Here is a 20,973-nt window from a genome sequence, read left to right as displayed (position 1 = left end):
CCTGCGGGGCGGAACCGGTGGTTAGCGTCGGCGCCGTTCATGTCAGGGTGTGAGGGGTTCGGGAGGAAGTCATGGTTTCGGGGGCAGGCGAGTCACGCTGGCAGGAGACGCCGCGCGCCGCGTTCGCGCGGCGGTTCGCGGAACTGTATGAGGCGGCGGGTAATCCGAAGCTGAAGCGGGTCGAGTCGGCGGCCAAGGCGCGGATGGCGGCGGCGCAGCCGCGGGGGCCGTTCGCATCGGCGCAGCGGATCAGCGATTGGCGGACCGGGCGCAATGTGCCGGCGAAGTTCGACTTCTTCCTGCCGGTTTTGCTGCCCCTCGTCGACGAGGCGCGCAAGGCGACCGAGCCGGTGCCGCAGCTGCTGTTGTCGGTGCGCGAATGGGAGGAGTTGTGGCGCAGCGCGGATGGCTGGAATCCGGATGCGGCGGATGCTCCCAGTCCCTATCTGGGCCTGGAACCTTTCGGCCGCGCGGATACCGAGGTGTTCTTCGGCCGCACCCGGCCGACCGAGGAAGTGGCCGAACTGATTCGGCGCGTGACCGCGGCGGACGGCAGTGGCGGGATCGTCATGTTGGTCGGGGCGTCCGGAGCAGGGAAGTCCTCGTTGCTGGCCGCAGGAGTGATCCCAGCCCTGACCGGCGACGGCAGCGTCGCAGGTGAAGACTGGGCCGGCGCGACACTCACTCCTGGCGCTGATCCCCTGGCGGCCTTGACTTCCGCGCTCGGCGGCACAGCCCCGCAGGAGTGGGCGACGGATCGGCCCCGACTGGTCGTGGTCGATCAGCTGGAGGAGCTCTTCACCCTCGGCGCCGGCGACCAGCAGTGCGACGAATTCCTCTCGGCCCTACAAGAGTTGGCCCTGCCCAGGCCTGCCAACCGGTCGGTCGTCATCCTGGCGATCCGTGCCGACTTCTACGGCCGTTGCCTGGACTACCCCATCCTCGAGGAATCGCTGAAGCACCGCAGCTACCTCCTGGGCCCGATGCGCCTGAACGAATTGGCCGCCGCCATCACTCGCCCCGCCGAGCTGGCCGGCTACCGCCTCGAACCCGGCCTCGAAGAGCTCGTCATCACCGAATTGTGCGGCGCGAGCGGCCGAGCCGACCGCCGCGGTTACGATCCCGGCGCACTCCCCCTGCTGTCCCACGTCATGCGCGCGACGTGGCAACGCCGCGACGGCGGCCGCCTCACCATCGACGGATACCGCGCCGCCGGTGGCGTTCTCGGCTCGGTCGCCGCCACAGCCGAACACGCCTGGGAAGGCCTCTCCGAATTCCAGCGGTCCGCCGGCAAGCAACTCCTCCTGGAATTGATTGCCATCGGCCAGGACTCGAAGGACACCCGCCGCCGAGTCCCCCGCGCCGACCTCATCGGCCTCGCCGTCCACACCGCCGAAGCCGCCCTGGAAGCCCTCACCCGAGCCCGCCTCATCACCGTCGACGCCGACTTCGCCTACCTCACACACGAAATCGTCCTCGACGCCTGGCCCCGCCTGCGCGGCTGGATAGACCAGGACCGCCTCGGCTACCTGGAACGCCAACGCCTGCAAACAGATGCCGCCGACTGGCAGTCCGCCGGCCGCGACCCCTCCCGCCTCTACCGCGGCGCCCGCCTCGACGCCCTCGCCGACCTCGGCGACGACGACCCGATCGGCTCGATCCCCCGAGACTTCCTGGCCGCCTCCCGAACCGCCCACACCCGAGCCCGCCGCCGCTCCCACACCATCAAGGCGATCTTCGGCCTCCTCGGCGTGATCGTCACAGTGCTGGCCGCAGTGGCCTTCATCCAACGCGATTCCATGTCGTCCCAGCGCCAGGACGCGATCGTCGCGGCCGTGCTGGCCAACGCGGATCGACTACAGGACACCGACCCGTCGATCAGCGCACAACTCGATCTCGTGGCGAACAACCTGCGGCCCAACGATCCTGCGATCCGGGCGCGCCTGCTCAGCACCCAATTGCTGCCGCTGGGAACACCGCTCCCCGATGCCTCGGCCCGGGACGACTTCGTGGTGCCGGTGGCCTATCGCCCGGACGGTCACGTCATGGCGACGACCGATGGCAAACGCATCAGCCTGTGGGATGTCACCGATCCGCATCACCCGAAAGCGGCGGGCGCCATCGATCTGCACAAGCACGTCCTCATTTCCGAGCTTGCGTTCAGCGGTGACGGGAATGTGCTGATATCGGCGGACACGAGCGCCGGCGCAACCCTGTGGGACGTCCACGATCCGCAACACCCGGCGGCGGTGGGCCGGCCCATTCCAGGGAGCCAGGTGGACATCACCGCATACGGGTTCGCGGTGAGCGGATCGACGCTGGCAGTGACGACGGCCGCGAACACGGTGCAGCTCTGGGACATCCGAAATCCGGCTGCCCCGCTGCTGCTGCACACACTCTCGGGCATCCACAGGGGCAACATTTCCGCGGTCGCCTTCTCGGCGGACGGAACTCGATTGGCCACCGCCAGCACCGATGATCTCGTAGTACGGCTCTGGGATACCACGAATCCGGCAGCGCCGGTCGCGCTCGGGACGTCGGCACTGACCGGAATGACGCAGCCGAACGCGATCGCGTTCAGTCCGGATGGGCATCTGCTGGCCGTGGCGGGCGACGGCCCGAGCGTACCGCTGTGGAACATCGACGATCCACGAAACCCACGCTCCGTCGGCACGATTCAATCCGGGCACACCGGTCGGATCATTTCGCTGCAGTTCGCGCCCGACAATCGGACAATCCTGACCGCCGCGGTGGACGGCGTCGCGAAACTCTGGAAACTCGACGACCTCACCCAGCCCCGCCCGTGGGGCACGCCCCTGCAGACGGCCGAGCACAATACGTTCGCGGCCACCTTCAGCCCCGACGGCCGCACCGTCGTCACCAATGGCACCGACGGCACCGTCCGGCTCTGGTCGCTGGCGGACGAATTGCTCGCCGGGCTTTCGGAAGGGTTGCTGGGGATGGCATTCAACCCCGACGGCAGCCTCCTGGCAGTGTCGTGGGACAACGGCGAGATCCAGCTCTGGGATACGCACGACCCGCGACATCCACGGCGCCTCGCCCGGCGCGAGCACGGCGACTGGGCCAGCAGTCTCACCATCAGCCCGGACGGCCGGACGCTCGTCGGCTCCGAGGGGGAATTCACCTCGCTCTACGACATCACCGATCCGACGGCGATCCGGCCGCGCGCGCGCTGGCAGTCGCTGCCCAACCCGACCGGCGATCCGATGAACAATGTCCAGTTCGCCTTCTCCCCCGATTCGAAAACCCTTGTCACGATGGGTGACAACTTCACCGGCGCGAATGTCACCGAGCACGGATACCTGCAGGCCTGGGACATCTCTCAGCGCGAAAAGCCCACCTCGCTGCAGTCTCCTGCCGAGCTGGGCGATGTCGTGCGGTCCGCCGATCATGCTCGAACAGGCTCGATCCTGGCGACGACGCTGGGCACCCACACCATTCAGCTGTGGCGGCTCGTGAACGGCGCCCCGCCGAGCAGGATCGGGTCACCCATCACCGAACCGGACGCGGACGGCCTGGTCCCGGCGCTGAGTGCGGACGGAAAGCTCCTGGCCGCTCTCGTGAACGGAGCGCTCGAAGTATGGGACATCAGTGATCCCGTGCACCCGGAACCGGTCGTATCCACCACGCACGACGCGCAACTGACGAACTTCGAAGTCATGTTCAGCCCGGATGGAAACACGCTCGCCACGGTCGGCAATCCGGACGGGGTACGCCAAGCGACGCTCGTGCTCTGGAATTTCGCCGATCATCGGCGCCTGGTTCCGGCGCCGCAGACCCTCATCCCCGCAACGAACTACGGCAACGTGGTCTTCAGTCCCGCGCCCGGGACGCTCGCCGGGCAATGGTCCGGCGGCATACAGCTGCTCGATCTGGATGTGCGACACGCCGAGGACCGCATCTGTTCGGTTACGAGGGATGTTCTCACTCCGGACAATTGGAGCAAGTATGTCCCGCAACTTGCCTTCCGCCGCCCGTGCGGAGCCTGAAGTGATCGGTTCCGAGCAACCGGCAACCCCACTGGACGTGGGGTCCGATCGACCCCCCGTCCTGCCCCGATCATCGATAGCTCTCAGCGTGTCGCATGGCGGCACGCCGTAACGATTGGACCTTCGGCAAATCAACAGTTTCGCCGATGGGCATTTATCGACTAGAAATGTTAGCCGTGCCGATCCTCCGTACCGGAAACACCTGTCAGCCATCGCAACTCCCTGGACGGGGGTCCAAATGACGATCGAACATCCCCATGAGGACGACGTCTCGCAGCTGGCCCGGCGGGTCGAGAAGGCCCGTGGTCGGCTTGCCTACCAATACGATCCAGCGCTCACCGATGCGCTGTCGGAAAACGAACTCATCGCCGAGCGGGACCTAGCCGAGCGCATCCGCGAGCAGGAGCGTGCGCAACGCTGGAAACATGCCGAGGCGGCCGCGGGCGCGGCCGACCGCGCCCGGCAGACCACCGAAGAGATTGAGAAGGCCGACATTCGAGACCTTTTGATGGCTCGTAAGGCCATCGCCGCCCAGCGGCGCGAATCGAGCCCGCACGCAAAACTGGCCTCCCTGTACAAGCACCGGGCGTGGTCGCAGCGCGCTCTCGCCGGTGTGGTGGCCGCCGGAATGCTCTGGTCCGCGGTCAATGTGCAGCACAACATCGCACCCGGTGGTGCGAGCGATCCGCTGTACTGGTTCAGCTATCTGCTCGAAGGCATGATCAGTGTCTGCCTCGTGATCATCATGATCGGCACCAACAAGGTCGCCGAATGGGGTGTGATCGACAGCCGCCGGCAGGTCATCGTCGCCGAATTCGCGCTGCTGGCACTGACTGTCACGCTGAACACCTACCCGTATCTGAAGACGGGCAGCTGGTACGACGTGGCGGTGCACGCCATCGCACCGGTCATGATCGGTGTGGCGCTGCTGATCCACAATTCGGCCGCCGCCCGCTACGGGCTCGCCATCGTGCGCGCCACCGACCAGATCCGGGATCTACCCGACCCCGGCGAACAGATCCGGCGCGCCATGCCCACCGTCGTCGCCTGGCCGCAGCAGCGCCAGTCCGGCCAGAGCATGCCCCCCGCCACCCCGGCCCTGACGGCCGCGCCCGAGGCCGAAACCGTCGAAGCCGCAACGGTCGTGGAGAGCACCCCTACCAAGGCCGAGCCCGTCGCCGCTGAGGCGCCGAAGCCGGCCGAGAAGGAACGCCGCACCTCCGCCACCGCCAAGCCGCGCAAGGAGGCCGAGGAGGAGGAACGCTCCCCCCTGGCCGATATCGCCGACCCGGTGCCCCCGCTGAACGTCTACGACACCGGCCAGTTCCGCATTGCCGAGACCCTCGAGCAGGAACTCGCCGAACTCCAGGCGGCCCGCCGCCGCGCCCGCGCCGCCTCGCGCTCGCGCAACGGCGCCTCGGCCAACGCCGAGTAGCACGCGCCCACGGCACCGCCGAGATTGCCCGCAGGACAACGGTCCTGCGGGCAATTGGCCGTCTGCACCATCCCGAGGAGTGCCTGCCGCGCACACCCGGGACCGTCGGCCCGCGAATCAGCAAGGTCGAGCAGCGCGCCCTGAAGGCCCGTTGCGGCCCCAAGGCAATCTCGACTACGCCAGCAGCCATCCAACGCGCTGACGGCCACGTGAGGCGCCCGCAATGGTCATGTCCGCCAATGGACATGACCGCGCGAGGCACCGCGGCAGCGGGAAACCCGCTCGGAGGCAACCGAGCCGGGGCGACGAGCCGGTGCGCAGGAGGGATTCGGGCCGGTGCGCAGAGGACATTCGAGTGGGCGCGGCCGGCCCGGCTCCGGCACGCCATCTTCCTGATCGACCGGCAACGCGCCCGGCAGACCCCGTCTACCCATCGGGGACACGCCCGGCAGACCCGTTCCCAATCGGCAATGCCCCCGGCCACGGAAGGCCGGGGGCGTTCTATAAGCGATGCGCCCATGTCAGGGCTGGTGGTGCGGCGCAGCGGGTTTCAGTGGCCGCGCGCCACCTGTTCAGTGGCCGCGCGCCACCTGGTCGGCGGGGATGACCACGGCGGGGCGGGGCTGGGCGGGGGTGCCGCCGTGCTGGGCGTAGCCGAGCCAGCCGGTGCCGACGAAGATGGCGAGCAGGACCGCGGTGGGGAGTTCGAAGGCGAGCCAGCCGGGGGTGAAGACCACTTCGCGGACCTGGCGGACGGGGCGGCGGGGAGTCGCTTGGACGGGCGGGCGTTGGTTTCGCAGCGTGCCGTGGGTCGAACCGCCGTGCCTGCCTTGCCTGGCCACCCAAATGCCTCCGTAGCTAGATATGTGCCGCACACCAGCATGCCGAAACGCGGGCGTGTGCACAGCGGCGAATGACCGGACAACGCGATGTCCGGTCGGCTCTCGTATTGCTCGCAAGAGTATGCACAAGATCGCCCGGAATTCGGGGAACAATCACCGGACATACCGGTACGACACGACATTCCGCGGCGGGTCGTGCACGGCGCGCGGGATGATCATGATCCGCGAGGTTGCCCGATGGTTGTCACCCCGCGCGGTCAGCGCTCCGCACGCGCCGAGGCGAGACCCGAGAAATCCCGCCGGACAACGTGATTGCGATCCCGGCAGCTGCCCAGCGCGTGATCCGGGTGCAGACCCAGATACTGACGGCGCGTGCGGGTGCTCCAGCAGCGGGCCGCCTCCGCGCGGGTCTTGTAGTAGTTCACCATGTAGCCGCCCTCGTAGATCCGCAGCAGCGCATACCCGCCCGGATATTCCTTCATCGCCGCCACCTCGAGGAACTCCACGCCCATCCCGGAATCGGCGCGGTTCAACCGATTCCGGTGCGTGTGCCCGCTGTGATGCAGGAACACGCCCGACGAGCGATGGTAGAGCGCGTGCAGGGCGCCGGCGGTGAAGCGATCCATGACGAATCCGGGCCCGCCCGGATTGCTCACGGCCGCATGCCGGGTCACCGGGTGATGGCCGAAAACCAGGGTGGGCCGGTCCGGATCGGAGTAGAGCAGATCGCGCAGCTGCTCGAGCTGCTCCCGGGACAGCGTGCCGCCCGCGCCCTTCGGCCGGGTGGTGTCCAGCCCGACGATCCGCAGTCCGCCCGCGAAGTACTCGACGAGCTGGCCGCGCGGATGGAAGACCGCACCCCAGTGATCCTCACCCGATTTGGCCGGCATGTCGTGATTTCCGCGGCAGACGAAGTAGTCCCGGCCGAGTTCACCCCAGCTGTCCAGCGCCGCACGCACCGCACGCGACTCCTCCGCGGTGCCCGAACTCGTCAGATCGCCCGCCGCGACGAGATGATCCGCACCCCGATCCGCGCCGCGCAGCTCGTCCAGCGCCGAGCGCAGCATGACCTCGGGGTAGTGCTCGGTATCGAGCTTCAGCCCGTCACCGAACCCGCCCCAGACGATGCCGCTGCCGAGCTCGCCGTAGTGCAGGTCATTGGCCAGCGCGATGGTGCGCAGCAGCCGCCCGGGCGGCGGTGTCAGCGTGGTGAAAATGCCGGTGGATTCCGGGGTTCCGGCCCGCCGCGTCACCAGGGTGCGGGCGGGGACCGCGCGGCGGCCGTCCGAGTACGCCTCGAACCGATAGGCGCGACCCGGTTCCAGCCCGGTGAGCTCGGCATAGTGGAAGGCCGTGCGCCGCTCCTCGTAGTGGGCGGTGAGCATGGGCCCGCCGTCCGCGGGCGCGATCCGCACCTCGGTGTCCGCGACCACCGGCCACAGCCGGCCGGCGCGGCCGCGGGTGCGGGAGGTCCAGGTCAGGATGGCCGAGGTAGCGGTGACGGTCACCACCTCGAGATCCGAGGCCACCACCGGATTCCGCACCGCGCGTGCGGATTCCACGGTGAAGACGGGTCGTGGCGCGCGCACCGCGACGGCTGCCGCCCCGGTCGCCGCATTGGCCAGCCAGATGGTTCGAAGTCGCGGGTCCAGCATGGGGATCTCCGTCCGCCGAGCCAGGCGCCGTCCCGGCGACCTGCCGCCCATTGCTACAGGTCGAACGGTACGGTTCGCAGTTGAACGCCCCGCCGACCTTGTATGACGGCTCAGCTGCTGTAATCAGACAATTCCCGTGCCCGATCCACCGACCCGTCACCCCGAATTCGCCCCCGGCACACATCCGTGCCGAATTCGATACCCGGGACGGGTTTCGAGGGCCGTCCCGGCAGTTCCGCCCGGAATCACGCCGTGCGGCCGTCCGGGCTCAGCGCATACTCGCATCGGGCAAGCGCGCCGGGCAACCCTCCCCGGGCCGGGTGGCGAGCTCGAAATGCCACCACTCGTTGTCGTACATCCGGCACAGGCCCCAGCGATTCCCGTTGTCCTCCAACCATTGCGCCCCCGCCCGCGGCCCCACATCGATCGCGTGCCCGGTCACATGCGTCGACTCATCGGGCGGCAAGACCCAATGACGCGCCGCCTCCGCGCTCCCGTATGTCCGTATCCCGTCCTCCCACAACCACTCCTGCTCCCCCGGCGTCCGATACCCCGACGTAATCGACAAGGTCACCCCCTCGGACTGCGCCTCCGCCGCCGCCTGCCCATACGCGGCCGCCAACTCCGGATCCAGCCCCTCCGCCCCCGCCGCGATCGCCGTCGCCGTATTCGCTCCCGCCGGGGTTCCGTTCGCCGCCACAGCCGGCGTGATCGCCCTGGCGGGCGCGGCGGCCGGTCGCGCGTGCGCGGTGGTGCCCGTCGCCGTCACCCCGACCAGCCCCGCGCCCGCCAGCAACGCCGCCACAGCCGCCCGGCCGACGCCGGGCGCCGCTTTCGCGGCCATCCGGCGAGGCTCCGACGCCGCCCCACCATGTCGCTCCACCCGCATCAACCCGCCTCTCGCCGATTCAGCTCTGCCGGACAGCTTTCGCACCGCCGACGCGACTCAGCGCATGCTGGCGTCGGGAAGCCTTGCGGGGCAGGCGAAGCCCGGGAGGGTGGCTACTTCGAAGTGCCACCATTCGTTGTCGTACATGCGGCACAGGCCCCAGCGGTTGCCGTTGGCTTCCAGCCAGGCCGCGCCCTCGCGGGGGCCGACATCGATGGCCTGGCCGGTGACGTGGGTGGATTGACTCGGGGGCAGCACCCAGTGGCGGGCGGCGTCGGGGCTGCCGTATTCCCGGATACCGTCTTCCCACAGGCCTTCCTGCTCGGCGGGGGTGCGGTAGCCGGAGACGATCCACAGCGGAACGCCTTGGGCGTGCGCCTCGTTCGAGGCGAGGTTGTAGGCGAAGGCCAGCATGGGCTGCAGGCCGTCGGTCCCGGTGGGCGAGGGCCCGAGGGAATCCACCTGGCGCACAGGCGGTTCCGGGGCGATCGATGCGGGGTCCGCCGGATCGGCTGCCGCGCTGGGCAGCGTGGCGCACACGGCGGCCGCTGCGGTCAGTGCGACTACGGCGGCGGTGCGCATTGCGGCGCGGCTGTCCCGCATCGATCGTCCTCCTGAGGGTTAGACGCGCTCCTTGGAGCGCTCACGCACGCGCAGTGCGATGGGCTTGGTGGTTTCGGCGAAGAAGTCGTTGCCCTTGTCGTCGACGACGATGAAGGCGGGGAAGTCCTCGACCTCGATCTTCCAGACGGCTTCCATGCCGAGCTCAGGGTATTCGAGCACCTCGACGGACTTGATGCAGTCCAGGGCGAGTCGCGCGGCGGGTCCGCCGATCGAGCCGAGGTAGAAGCCGCCGTGCTCCTTGCACGCCTTGGTGACCTGCGCGGACCGGTTGCCCTTGGCCAGCATGACGAAGGACCCGCCCGCGGCCTGGAACTGATCGACATAAGAGTCCATGCGCCCGGCGGTGGTCGGGCCGAACGAGCCGGAGGCGTACCCGTCGGGCGTCTTGGCCGGGCCGGCGTAGTAGACGGCCATATCGCGCAGGTACTGCGGCATCGGGTTGCCCGCGTCGAGCAGGTCCTTGATCTTGGCGTGTGCGATGTCACGCGCCACCACCAGCGGCCCGGTCAGCGAAAGCCGGGTCTTCACCGGGTATTTCGACAGTTCGGCACGAATCTCGTCCATCGGCCGGTTGAGGTCGATCTTGACCACGTCACCGCCGAGGATGGAGTCGGTCTGCTCCGGAAGGTAGTGCGCCGGTTCACGTTCCAGCTGCTCGAGGAACACGCCCTCGGGGGTGATCTTGGCCAGCGCCTGCCGGTCCGCCGAGCACGACACCGCGATGGCGACCGGGCAGCTCGCCCCGTGCCGCGGCAGCCGGATGACCCGCACGTCGTGGCAGAAGTACTTGCCGCCGAACTGCGCGCCGATCCCGAAGGACTGGGTCAGCTTGAAGACCTGCTCCTCGAGCTCGAGGTCGCGGAAGCCGTGCGCGGCCATCGAGCCCTCGGTCGGCATATTGTCCAGGTAGTGCGCGGAAGCGTATTTGGCTGTCTTCAAAGCGAATTCGGCCGAGGTACCGCCGATCACGACCGCCAGGTGGTACGGCGGGCAGGCCGCGGTGCCCAGCGAGCGGATCTTCTCGTCCAGGAACTCCAGCATGCGATCCGGATTCAGGATGGCCTTGGTCTCCTGGTACAGGAACGACTTGTTCGCCGACCCGCCACCCTTGGCCATGTAGAGGAACTTGTAGGACGGCTGCGCGGGATCGCCTGCCTGCGAGTACAACTCGATCTGGGCGGGCAGGTTGTTGCCGGTGTTCTTCTCGTCCCACATGGTGATCGGCGCGAGCTGGGAGTACCGCAGGTTCAGCTTGGTGTAGGCGTCGAACACGCCGCGCGAAATCCATTCCGCGTCGTCGACTCCGGTGAGCACGCCCTCGGACTTCTTGCCCATCACGATGGCGGTACCGGTGTCCTGGCACATGGGCAGGATCCCACCGGCGGAGATGTTCACGTTCTTCAGCAGATCCAGTGCCACGAAGCGGTCGTTACCGCTGGACTCCGGATCGTCGATGATCTTCCGCAGCTGCGCCAGATGCGCCGGCCGCAGGTAGTGGCTGATGTCGTGCATCGCCTCCGCGGTCAGCATCCGCAGCACCTCGGGATCGACCTGCAGGAAGGTCCGCCCGCCCGCCTCGAACGTGCTGACACCTTCGGTGGTGAGCAATCGGTAAGGCGTCTCGTCCTTACCGATGGGCAGCAGATCCGAATACAGGAAATCAGGCGCGGTCACGAATCGCACTCCTCGAGCAGGGCTGGGGCTGGTCAGCCAACGGTTCAAGCAGACCGACTCTATCGACCGCCCCCGCTTCCCCTGCCGTTAGGGAAGGCTTACCACCCGCTCGGCCACAGGTTGCACCTTCAACCCCGGCGGTGTTACCTGTCCATGATGCGCTTGTCGTCGGGGGGAAGGACTTAGCATGGCAGCAGAGATCGGGAGTGGAACTGTGACCGAAACCCGTTGGCTCGACGATGTCGAGACGCGTGCGTGGCTGGGGTTCGTGTTCACTCGTGACCTGATTGCTGCTGCCGTGGGACGGGATTCCCTACGCGAGGCCAATCTCACCTACGTCGAGTACACCGTGCTGGCCCGGCTCGCCGACGCGCCCGATCATCAGCGCAGTTTCGCGGAATTGGCTGCGGTACTGGAGTGGTCGCAGAGCCGGCTCTCGCATCAGATCACCCGGATGGAGAAGCGGGGGCTGGTCGCCCGGGAATCGATTCCCGATGACGCGCGCCGCACCGCGGCCGTCCTCACCGACAAGGGCGCACAGGTCCTCGACGGCGCGGCGCCCGCGCATGTGGACAGTGTGCGGCGTCACATGATCGACGTGCTGGACCGCGGCCAACTCACCGCACTCGCCGACATCTACGACACGTTGCTGGAACATCATCGAAGACCCGAGGCCCGTGACGGTCATCATTCTCGATAATCAACCTGCCGACCACTGTTTGGTTTGGCACCCATTGGGTACTGGGTAAGACTAGGCTCGGCACCGGCTTCCGACCCCGGTCGGCACCGAGCGCACGGCCGGCAAACCGGACTCCGGTTCCGCCGACCGAGAAGTGAGCACCCGACCTGGCCTTACGAAAGGGGCAGGAGTTTCCATGTCCGACGTGTCCATCGGCCTCTCGCCGGACTCGCTGCCGGCGGGTTCCGTCGACAACCTGCTTCCGCAGCTGGTCGAGCACCTGCGGCAGAACCGAACCGAACTGCGCGAGGAGTGGGCCCGTCGTATCACCGATGCCCAGCTGCTGACCGCCATGACCCCGGAGGAGATCTTCTCCGAGGCCACCTCGGTGTACGACAACTACGTGGAGGTGCTCGAAACCGGTAGCGTCGAGGCGCTGCAGGCCTATGCGCGCGACCTGTCCGAACGCATCATCCCCCGAGGCGTCGAAACCGACGAGGTCCTCGGCATCGTGCTGCTGCTGCGAGATGTGCTGGCCCGCTCGCTGTTCGAGAAGTACCAGGCCGATTTCGAACTCCTGAACAAGGTGCTCGACGCCTACGAGCCCGCCGCCAACCGCATCGCCAATACCGTGGGCGTGTCCTTCGTCCAGGAGCGCGAGCGCGTCATCCGCCAGCAGCAGGAGGCGATTCGAGAACTCTCGACTCCTGTGCTCCAGGTGCGCGAGCAGTTGCTGATTCTTCCCATCATCGGCGTGCTGGATTCCCAGCGTGCGCGGCAGCTCACCGAGCAGCTGCTACGCGCGATTCGCGCCAACCGCGCCAAGGTCGTCGTCATCGATATCACGGGTGTGCCCGCGATCGACTCGACCGTGGCCAACCACCTGGTACAGACCGTCGACGCATCGGGCCTGATGGGCGCGAGCGTCATCATCACCGGTCTGTCGTCGGAGATCGCGCTCACACTGGTCACCATCGGCCTGGACCTGTCCAAGATGAACGCCGTGGGTGACTTGCAGGGTGGCATCGAGGAGGCGGAGCGGCTGCTCGGCTACGAGGTGTCGCGTGTGACCGATCGCGACGGACGGTAACCCGGGGCGGGCCAGATGCCGGTACCCATTCTGAAGCAGGGCACTTATCTCATCGCGTCGGTGCAAGCGGCACTCACCGACGCGGATACCGAACGCTTGCAAGACGATTTGATGAAGTACGTCAGCAGGTACCGGGCACAGGGGATCATCGTCGATGTCACCGCAATCGACGTAATGGATTCCTTCGCAGCCAGATCGCTGCGTACCATCGCCCACATGACCAAGCTCCGAGGCGCGGAAACGGTCATCGTGGGCCTGCAGCCCGAGGTCGCCTTCGCCATGGTTCAACTGGGCCTCACCTTCGAGGACATGCACACCGCACTCGATCTCGAGGAGGGGCTGGCCTGGCTGAATCGTCAAGTGCCCAACCGCCGACGAGACGGTCGTGACCGTGGCCGCTGAAAATGTGGTGATCCAGGTCAAGGTGTCCAACGACATTGTGACCGCTCGGCAGGCGGGGCTCGAGATGGCAAGCAAACTCGGGTTCTCGCTTTCGGATCGCACCATGATCGCGACGGCCATCTCGGAGGTGGCACGCAATATCACCAGTTATGCCGGTAGCGGTGAGATCCGGCTCAATGTGCAGGATCGCGAGGGCCGCAGATCCATGGTGGTGCAGGCCCAGGATCAGGGCCCCGGCATTCTGGATATCGACCGTGCGATGGAGGACGGCTATTCCACCGGACACGGTCTGGGACTGGGTCTTCCGGGTGCACGCCGCCTCATGGACGGCATGATCATCAACTCGAAACCCGGGCAGGGCACGCTCGTGGAGATGTGGAAGTGGGTGCCCACCAGTGCGTGAGGACGGTTTCATCGGCGCGATCGAATGGGCCGTCGCCGGCCGCGCGCTACCGGGACAACGGGTTTCGGGAGATCGCTGCGTGGTACTCGATGCGGGTGGGGGTTCCGCGCTTTTCGCCGTACTGGACGGTCTCGGTCATGGAGCGGCCGCGGCCGACGCCTCCGATCGCGCGGCGCAGGTGCTGTCGGAGAACCGGGCCGAACCCTTGGACGTGCTGATGCTGCTGTGTCATCGGGCCATGTCCGATACCCGCGGCGCGGCAGTGTCGCTGGCGCTCTTCGATTCCGCGGACCGGCTGCACTGGCTGGGCGTGGGCAATGTGGATTCCCGGGTGGTCGCCGCGGCGCCGGGCAAACCGGCCGTGCGCGCGGCCGCGCTGCTGGTGGGCGGCATCGTCGGCTATCTGCTGCCGCCGACGCTGGTGTCGCAGACCGTCTCGGTGCGGCCGGGTGATCTGCTGCTCATGTCGACCGACGGCATCACCAGCGACTTCGCCGACGGCATCGATCTGGCCAAACCGGCGTCCGAGATCACCGGTGAAATTCTCGCCAAGCACGCCAAGGACACCGACGACGCGCTGGTGCTGGCGGCCCGGCATCGAGGACATACGCACACCCATCATCCGCCGGCGGGCACCCCGAAATGAGTGCCGTGCTGGCAGCTTTCCGCGACGCGTATGCCGCCGCGCTCCGGCTGCATCTGCGGGCGCCGAATCAGAACAGTCTCGCCGAGGGCTACGAACTCGGGCGGCGGGCGCTGGTCGAGGGCGTGAGCATTCTCGACCTGACCGAGCATCACTTCCGGATTCTGGAAGACGAAGGGCTGGTGCCACTGCCGGACGGCACCGACCGGTCGGAAGCGGCGCTGGAGTTCCTGCTGCAGACCATGGCGGCACTGGACGTGGCGACGCGCGGCTTCCTCGACGGCACCCGGCGTTATGAGCAACAGCGTTCCCGCGCAGACGATCTCGCCGGGCGCGACGCCTTCCGCACGGCGCTGGTCGAATCGCTGCAGGACGGGTTCTTCGTCGTCGACTCGCAGGGCACGCTGGTCGAGGTCAACTCCTCCTTCGGCGCGCTCACCGGCTACGGGCCGGACGGTGTGCCCTACTCGCTGCCCTACCCGTGGGCCTTCCCCGAAGGACCCCGCTACCCCGATCTCGGCACCGATGCCGCGCGCTTCGTGATGCCGATCCAGCATCGCGACGGGCGCCGGCTGTGGCTCGCGGTCAGTACCAGTTCGCTGGTGAAACCCGAGAACGGCGAACGGATCTTCGTCGGGACCATTCGCGATGTCACCGCCGAACACGATGCGCAGGCCCGTGATCAGGCGGTTTCCCGCCTGGCGACCGCGGTGGGCGCGGCGACGAGTGTCGTCGAGGTGCTCACGGTCGGTCTGGAGGAGCTGCGCCGCACCATCGGCGCCGAAACCGCGGTGGTGTCGGTCTGGCCGAATCGGCACACCGGGCCGGAACTCTATGTCTCCGAAGGAGATACGGACAAGCCGCCCAATGAGCTGCAATCCCACCACACCACGCGCGGTGGCAACTCGGCACGCAACGGCGATCATCCGGCCCCGGCGGACGGGAACGAGACCCGGCAGGTGCTCGACGCACGGGCGCGGGCACTGCTGGATCGGGCGCGATTGCGGCCGGGCCGCACCATGTTCGCCATTCCCGAGGGCGCATCCAGCTCGGAGGGCATTGTCGCGCCGCTGGGCGAGGCCGCCGATTCGGCGCTGTGGCTGCGTTTTGCCGCGCCGCGGGTCATCACGCCCGGGGACTGGGCCTTGTTCTCTTTGCTGGTCGGGCATTTGAGCCTGGCCGTGCAGCGGGCCCGGAACTTCGACCAGGCGCGATCGACCTCGCTCACCCTGCAGCGGGCCATGCTGGGCCCGATCGAACTGCCGCCGCGGTTCTCGGTGCATTACGAACCGGCTTTGCCGCCCTTGGAGATCGGTGGCGACTGGTACGACGTGGTGCGGCTCGAGGACGGCACCATCGGCCTGGTGGTCGGCGACTGTGTCGGCCGTGGCCTGGCCGCCGCCGTGGTGATGGGCCAATTGCGCACGGCGGCACGGGCACTGCTGCTGCGCGGTGCGGGCCCGGCGCAGCTGCTGTCCGAACTCGATACCGTGGCCGCGCGGATTCCGGGCGCCATGTGCACGACCGTGTGCGCCGCCATCCTGGATCCGGTGCGCGGGCTGATCCGCTACTCCAGTGCCGGGCACATGCCGCCGGTGCTCGCCGAACCCGGTACGCGCGGAAGGCTTCTCGAAGGCGGGCGCGCGGTACCGCTGGCCACCTTCGATCCGCCGCGCCGCCCCGAGGCCACCACACCGATGACGCCCGGCTCGACCCTCGTGCTGTTCACCGACGGGCTGGTCGAGCAGCGCGGCGTGGATATCGACGAGCGGTTCGTGGAGCTCGCCGACGAATTGACCGGCGCCGCGACCCAACTGCCGCGCGAGGTGGCCGATGCGGTGCTGTCGCGGCTGCGGCCCACCGGCGGCTACGACGATGACATCGCCATGGTGGTCTACCGGCAGCCGCCGGAACCGCTGCGGCTCGACGTGCCCGCGGATGCGAGCCAGCTCTCCGTCATGCGGCGGGCGCTCAAATCCTGGCTCGCGGCCGCCGCCATCCCGCAGGACCTGGCCGGTGACCTGATCTCGGCCGCGAACGAGGCGTGCAGCAACAGCATCGAGCACGCCTATCGGGACGGCAGCCCGGGGCGGGTGGAGCTGACCGCCGAATCCGGGCTGGACACAGTCACTCTCGTGGTGACCGACACGGGTACATGGAGACCGTTGCCCGCGGATCCGGGTGATCGCGGGCGCGGCATAGCCATGATGCGGGCACTCACCGATCGATTGGACATCGATCACACGCCCGGTCCCGGCACACTGGTACGGATGACGGTGCGGTTGCCGGCGGTATCTTTCTCCGCCGGAAGGGTATGACACACCAACGGCACAAAAGCGCCATCCGGACGCTGTCAACACCGAAATGATGCGGTAACTAGGCTTTTCACATGTTGTGTCAGCTACCGCCGCGATGCCAATGTGGAAGACGATGCAACACGAACGGACGGATCATGGCAGATTGTTCTAACGTGACCAACACTTCCGGAGACGCTCCTTTCGGCGACGCGATGACCACCTCGGTCACCGTGCAAGACGATGCGACGGTGCTGACCGTGGCCGGTGAGGTCGACCTCGCGACAGCGCCCGCGCTGGAGAACGCCATCGACAGCACCCTGGCCGGCAAACCCGGCGCACTCGTCATCGACCTGTCCGAGGTGAGCTTCCTCGCCTCCGCGGGCATGGCGGCCCTCGTGGCCGCCCACAAACGCGCCGGCGGCACCCGCATAGCCGTGGTGGCCGATGGCCCCGCCACCAGCCGCCAACTCAAAATGACCAACCTCGACCAGGTTTTCGCCCTCCACCCCACCCTCGACGACGCCCTCAGCGCCCTCCGCCAGAACTGAACAGCCCCCGATGTAGCGCTGATCGGCAGGACCAGACGCAAACGCCCCGACCACCAGTGGTGGTCGGGGCGTTCTTGTTCGGACCGGGGTGTCAGTCGCAGATCGCGCGGAGCTGTTCGACCAGCTTGACGCGGTCGGCCGGGGTGGCGGCCAGGGGGACGACGTTGAGGGCGGTGACGCCGGCCTCGCGGAAGGCGGCGACTCGCTCCTTCACGAAGCCGGGGGTGCCGATGAGGGAGATGTCGCGGACCAGGTCGTCGGGGACCACCTTGGCGGCCTCGTCCTTCTTGCCGGCGAGGTAGAGCTCCTGGATGCGGTCGGCTTCGGCGCCGTAGCCGTACTTGGTGGCCAGGGTGTGATAGAAGTTCTTGCCCTTGGCGCCCATGCCGCCGATGTAGAGGGCCAGGTGCGGCTTGACGAATTCGCGCAGGGGCTCGACGTTCTCGCCGATGGCGAGGGCGGGACCGGCGAAGACGTCCAGGTCGCCGAGGGCCGGATCACGCTTGGCCTTACCGGCTTTCAGCGATTCGCCCCAGATGGACTCGGCCTGCTCGGGCAGGAAGAAGATCGGCTGCCAGCCCTCGGCCATTTCCGCGGCGAGCTCGACGTTCTTGGGGCCGAGCGCGGCGAGCAGCACGGGGATGCGTTCGCGCACAGGGTGATTGATCAGCTTGAGCGGCTTGCCCAGCCCGGTGCCCTTACCCTCGGGCAGCGGCACGGTGTAGTACTTGCCCTGGTACTCCAGGCGTTCGCGCTTCCACACCTTGCGGCAGATCTCCAGCACCTCGCGGGTGCGGCCGATGGGCGCGTCGTAGGGCACGCCGTGGAAGCCCTCGATCACCTGCGGGCCCGAAGCGCCCAGGCCGAGGATGTAGCGGCCGTCGGAGACATAGTCCAGCCCGGCCGCGGTCATGGCGGTCAGCGTGGGTGTGCGGGTGTAGAGCTGCAGGATGCCCGAGGCCAGCTGCACCCGTTCGGTCTTCGCGGCCAGGTAGCCGAGCGCGCTCACCGCGTCGAACGAATACGCCTCCGGCACGAACACGATGTCGAGGCCCGCTCGTTCGAGGTCGGCGACCTCCGCGGCCACCTCTTTGAAGCCGTCGGTGTAATTGATCGACAATCCGATACGCATGATTCGGACCTTACCGGCAACCGGTCAACAACCTCGCGGCGGCCGGGTGTCGCCCTGCGCGGGCCCGCCGCGCCCGAGCCGGTACGGTAGTCGCGGACATCGCACGAATTCGCCGCAATCCCAAGGGAGGCCACCCCTCATGACTCAGGACGCCACGCAGGCCACCACCTTCGGTGACTCGACCCTGCGGGGATACCTGGATCAGCTGGCCGCCAAGGTGCCCGCGCCGGGCGGCGGGGCCGTGGCCGCGCTGCATGCCGCGCAGGGCGCCGCGCTGGTCGCCATGGTCGCGCGCTACACCACCCGCGCCAAGGATGCCGAGAACCGGCCGGTCATCGACCGGATCATCGAGGCCGCCGACACCGCCCGCGAGCGCTCGCTGGCCCTGGCCGACGCCGATGCCGCCGCCTTCACCGCTGTCGGCAATGCCTACAAGCTGCCCAAGGACACCGACGAGCAGCTGGCCGCGCGCAAGCAGGCCATCACCGAATCGCTGCTCAACGCCGCCCGCGTGCCCGCCGCCGTGGTCGCCGAGGCCGACGAAATCGTCTCTCTCGCAGCCGAATTGCTGCCCATCGGCAATCCGAACGTGGTCACCGATATCGGCGCGGCCGCCGACGCCGCCCGCTCGGCCGCGGCCAGCTCGCAGCTGAACATCGCCATCAATGTGGCCTCCCTCGATGCGGGCGCGGGCGCGGAGTTCGCTCCGGTCCTGAAGCAGATCGAGGAGATCATGGCCCGCGCCGACGCCCTGCACACCGACGTCGTCTCGGCCATCACCACCGCCTAGGACCTGCGGGAATCCGCCGGGCCCGGACCGGGCCGGATCGTACCCGATTACTGTGCCCCGTTCTGTTACGGAACGGGGCACAGTCGTTTCCGCTCCACTACCGGGCGACACGGGCTTCGCAAAGGCTCCACGCCGGGACATAGGTCACGAAGCGGGCACATTTCCGGATGGGAACGATCATCAGGCCATAGTCTGAGAAATCCAGGCCCACACCCTTTCGAAGGGATGGAACATGCGGAAAGCGCTTCGCTACCTGTTCGTCGCTAGTTTTGTCGCGGCGGCAGCCGCATTCGGTTCCGGGGCCGCAGGCGCGGCCATGGCAACCCCCGGTCTCCCGGCCGTGCAATCGTTTTCATTGAGCGAAGGCCAGGTGGTCGGCATCGCAGCCCCGGTCACCATGCGTTTCGCCGCCCCGATCACCGATCGGGCCCGTGCCGAACGCGCCGTCGACGTCCGCGCCGACACCTCGCTGGCCGGCACCTTCACGTGGCAGGACAACCAGCAGGTCACCTGGACCCCGACCCACTTCCTGCCCGTCTCCTCCCCCATCACGGTGTCGGCGGGCCGTAGCCATATCCGGTTCGAAACCAATGGCGGCACCACCGCGGACGCCGACATGTCCGCGCACACCTTCACGGTGTTCATCGGTGGCGCCCCGGTCCGGACCATGCCCGCGTCCATGGGCAAACCCGGCCGCGAGACCCCGGTCGGCACCTTCCCGGTGTTGTCCCGTGAGCGCACAGTCATTTTCGACTCGCGCACCATCGGCATCCCGCTCAACGACCCGGAGGGCTATTACCTCACAGGCGAATTCGCGGAACGCCTGACCTGGGGCGGTGTCTACGTGCACTCCGCGCCCTGGTCGGTGGACTCGCAGGGCAACGCCAATGTCAGCCACGGCTGCATCAATCTCGCTCCCGCGGACGCGGAGTGGTACTACGACAATGTGGGCATCGGCGATCCGGTGACCACCCACTGGTAGAAAACTGCCGCACTGCTCTCAGCGTGCTGATTCTGCGGCCTGGACCACGTGGCGCAGGAGCAGCGCGGTGGTGACCTGACCGACGCCGCCGGGCACCGGAGTCAGGGCCGAGGCCTTGCCGGTGACCGAGGCGGCATCCACATCTCCCACGAGATTGCCGTTCTCGTCTTCATTCGTGCCGACATCGATGACCACCGCGCCCTGGCGGATGTGCTCGGCGGTAACGAGTCCCGCGCGACCGACCGCGGCGACCACCACATCGGCGGTCGAGGTGACCGCGGGCAGGTCGGTCGTCCGCGAATGCGCGACGGTCACCGTGGCGTTCTCGGCCAGCAACAGCTGAGCCAGCGGCTTGCCGACCACATTCGAGCGGCCGATCACCGTGACATTGCGGCCCGACAGCGGAATGGCATGGAACTTGGCCAGTTCCACCACGGCCTCCGAGGTCGCGGGCGGGAAGCCCGGCAGGCCGGAAGCCAGCAACCCCAGGGACAGCGGGCTGACCCCGTCCACATCCTTGGCCGCGGCGATCGCCGAGCCCACATCCTCGAGGCTCACGCCCTTGGGCAGCGGCGTTTGCAGCATGATGCCGTCCACCGAGGCGTCCCCGGAAAGTTCGGTAAGCTTGCTGCGGATCTGCTCGGCGGTGGCGTCGACACCCAGATCGACGTTCTCGCAGGCAATTCCATTACGTTCGGCCGCGCGGTTGAGTGACTTCACATACCACGTGCTGGCCGGATCATCATTGGCGATCACCAGCGCCAACCGGGGCGACCGGCGTGCTTCGGTGAGCGCGGCGGCGCGTTGCTTGGTATCGGCATTGATGGCGGCGGCGAGTTCCTTGCCGGGGAGCGAAGTCGTATCCACGGAATCACACC

General features: G+C 67.8%; 18 protein-coding genes. 11 read left to right on the top strand and 7 right to left on the bottom strand.

Annotation, left to right across the window (positions count from 1 at the left end; translation table 11 throughout):
• Positions 1-71: 71 nt before the first annotated feature.
• Together ACH438_RS31520 and ACH438_RS31515 are read left to right on the top strand one after the other, a co-directional pair.
• Complete coding sequence (locus ACH438_RS31520) at positions 72-4,010, top strand: hypothetical protein (RefSeq protein ID WP_397011821.1); 3,939 nt, start codon at positions 72-74, stop codon at positions 4,008-4,010.
• Between the two features lie 238 nt (positions 4,011-4,248).
• Positions 4,249-5,445, top strand: a complete 1,197-nt coding sequence (locus ACH438_RS31515; RefSeq protein ID WP_397011819.1) for a hypothetical protein — start codon at positions 4,249-4,251, stop codon at positions 5,443-5,445.
• A gap of 572 nt (positions 5,446-6,017) precedes the next feature.
• Here ACH438_RS31515 and ACH438_RS31510 read toward each other — a convergent pair.
• The 5 genes from ACH438_RS31510 to ACH438_RS31490 all read right to left on the bottom strand — a co-directional run bounded on the left by ACH438_RS31510 (position 6,018) and on the right by ACH438_RS31490 (position 11,129).
• Entirely contained in the window at positions 6,018-6,287 is a 270-nt protein-coding gene (locus ACH438_RS31510; RefSeq protein ID WP_397011817.1) for a hypothetical protein, read from the bottom strand.
• A gap of 257 nt (positions 6,288-6,544) precedes the next feature.
• Complete coding sequence (locus ACH438_RS31505) at positions 6,545-7,942, bottom strand: metallophosphoesterase (RefSeq protein ID WP_397011815.1); 1,398 nt, start codon at positions 7,940-7,942, stop codon at positions 6,545-6,547.
• A gap of 268 nt (positions 7,943-8,210) precedes the next feature.
• Positions 8,211-8,786, bottom strand: a complete 576-nt coding sequence (locus tag ACH438_RS31500; protein ID WP_397011813.1) for a M15 family metallopeptidase — start codon at positions 8,784-8,786, stop codon at positions 8,211-8,213.
• A 102-nt stretch (positions 8,787-8,888) separates the two neighbouring features.
• Entirely contained in the window at positions 8,889-9,434 is a 546-nt protein-coding gene (locus tag ACH438_RS31495) for a M15 family metallopeptidase (RefSeq protein ID WP_397011811.1), read from the bottom strand.
• 18 nt (positions 9,435-9,452) lie between these two features.
• On the bottom strand, positions 9,453-11,129 hold the full coding sequence (locus tag ACH438_RS31490) for a fumarate hydratase (RefSeq protein WP_397011809.1): 1,677 nt from the start codon (positions 11,127-11,129) through the stop codon (positions 9,453-9,455).
• A gap of 187 nt (positions 11,130-11,316) precedes the next feature.
• Between ACH438_RS31490 and ACH438_RS31485 the strand changes: the two genes are divergently transcribed.
• The 7 genes from ACH438_RS31485 (at position 11,317) to ACH438_RS31455 (ending at position 17,191) form a co-directional block, all read left to right on the top strand.
• Positions 11,317-11,829 carry a MarR family winged helix-turn-helix transcriptional regulator gene (locus ACH438_RS31485; RefSeq protein WP_397011807.1) on the top strand — a complete coding sequence of 171 codons (513 nt, stop codon included), beginning with the start codon at positions 11,317-11,319 and terminating at the stop codon, positions 11,827-11,829.
• A gap of 175 nt (positions 11,830-12,004) precedes the next feature.
• Positions 12,005-12,898, top strand: a complete 894-nt coding sequence (locus ACH438_RS31480) for an STAS domain-containing protein (RefSeq protein ID WP_397011805.1) — start codon at positions 12,005-12,007, stop codon at positions 12,896-12,898.
• A gap of 15 nt (positions 12,899-12,913) precedes the next feature.
• Positions 12,914-13,300, top strand: coding sequence for an STAS domain-containing protein (locus ACH438_RS31475; RefSeq protein ID WP_397011803.1), 387 nt, complete (start codon positions 12,914-12,916; stop codon positions 13,298-13,300).
• The gene (locus ACH438_RS31470) at positions 13,290-13,703 is read left to right on the top strand and encodes an anti-sigma regulatory factor (protein ID WP_397011801.1); all 414 of its coding nucleotides are present in this window, start codon (positions 13,290-13,292) and stop codon (positions 13,701-13,703) included. Before ACH438_RS31475 ends, ACH438_RS31470 begins: the two co-directional genes overlap by 11 nt.
• Positions 13,696-14,349, top strand: coding sequence for a SpoIIE family protein phosphatase (locus ACH438_RS31465; RefSeq protein WP_397011799.1), 654 nt, complete (start codon positions 13,696-13,698; stop codon positions 14,347-14,349). The genes ACH438_RS31470 and ACH438_RS31465 overlap by 8 nt, the downstream gene beginning before the upstream one ends.
• Positions 14,346-16,664: a SpoIIE family protein phosphatase gene (locus ACH438_RS31460; protein ID WP_397011797.1), complete on the top strand. Its 2,319-nt coding sequence runs from the start codon at positions 14,346-14,348 to the stop codon at positions 16,662-16,664. The genes ACH438_RS31465 and ACH438_RS31460 overlap by 4 nt, the downstream gene beginning before the upstream one ends.
• Before the next feature lie 191 nt (positions 16,665-16,855).
• Positions 16,856-17,191, top strand: coding sequence for an STAS domain-containing protein (locus tag ACH438_RS31455; RefSeq protein ID WP_397012111.1), 336 nt, complete (start codon positions 16,856-16,858; stop codon positions 17,189-17,191).
• 91 nt (positions 17,192-17,282) lie between these two features.
• Here ACH438_RS31455 and ACH438_RS31450 read toward each other — a convergent pair whose 3' ends face one another.
• Positions 17,283-18,323: an LLM class F420-dependent oxidoreductase gene (locus ACH438_RS31450; RefSeq protein WP_397011795.1), complete on the bottom strand. Its 1,041-nt coding sequence runs from the start codon at positions 18,321-18,323 to the stop codon at positions 17,283-17,285.
• A 139-nt stretch (positions 18,324-18,462) separates the two neighbouring features.
• Here ACH438_RS31450 and ACH438_RS31445 point away from each other — a divergent pair, with 139 nt between their 5' ends.
• Positions 18,463-19,113, top strand: a complete 651-nt coding sequence (locus ACH438_RS31445; RefSeq protein WP_397011793.1) for a cyclodeaminase/cyclohydrolase family protein — start codon at positions 18,463-18,465, stop codon at positions 19,111-19,113.
• A gap of 232 nt (positions 19,114-19,345) precedes the next feature.
• A complete protein-coding gene (locus ACH438_RS31440; RefSeq protein WP_397011791.1) occupies positions 19,346-20,095 on the top strand; it encodes a L,D-transpeptidase family protein in 750 nt (249 codons plus the stop codon).
• An 18-nt stretch (positions 20,096-20,113) separates the two neighbouring features.
• Here the strand turns inward: ACH438_RS31440 and ACH438_RS31435 are convergent, their stop codons facing one another.
• Complete coding sequence (locus ACH438_RS31435) at positions 20,114-20,962, bottom strand: bifunctional 5,10-methylenetetrahydrofolate dehydrogenase/5,10-methenyltetrahydrofolate cyclohydrolase (RefSeq protein WP_397011789.1); 849 nt, start codon at positions 20,960-20,962, stop codon at positions 20,114-20,116.
• Positions 20,963-20,973: the final 11 nt, after the last annotated feature.

The organism is Nocardia sp. NPDC020380, assembly GCF_044386975.1.
Taxonomy (GTDB): domain Bacteria; phylum Actinomycetota; class Actinomycetes; order Mycobacteriales; family Mycobacteriaceae; genus Nocardia.
The sequence above is the reverse complement of the archived record's forward strand: the minus strand, read 5'-3'. Positions and strand labels throughout refer to the sequence as shown.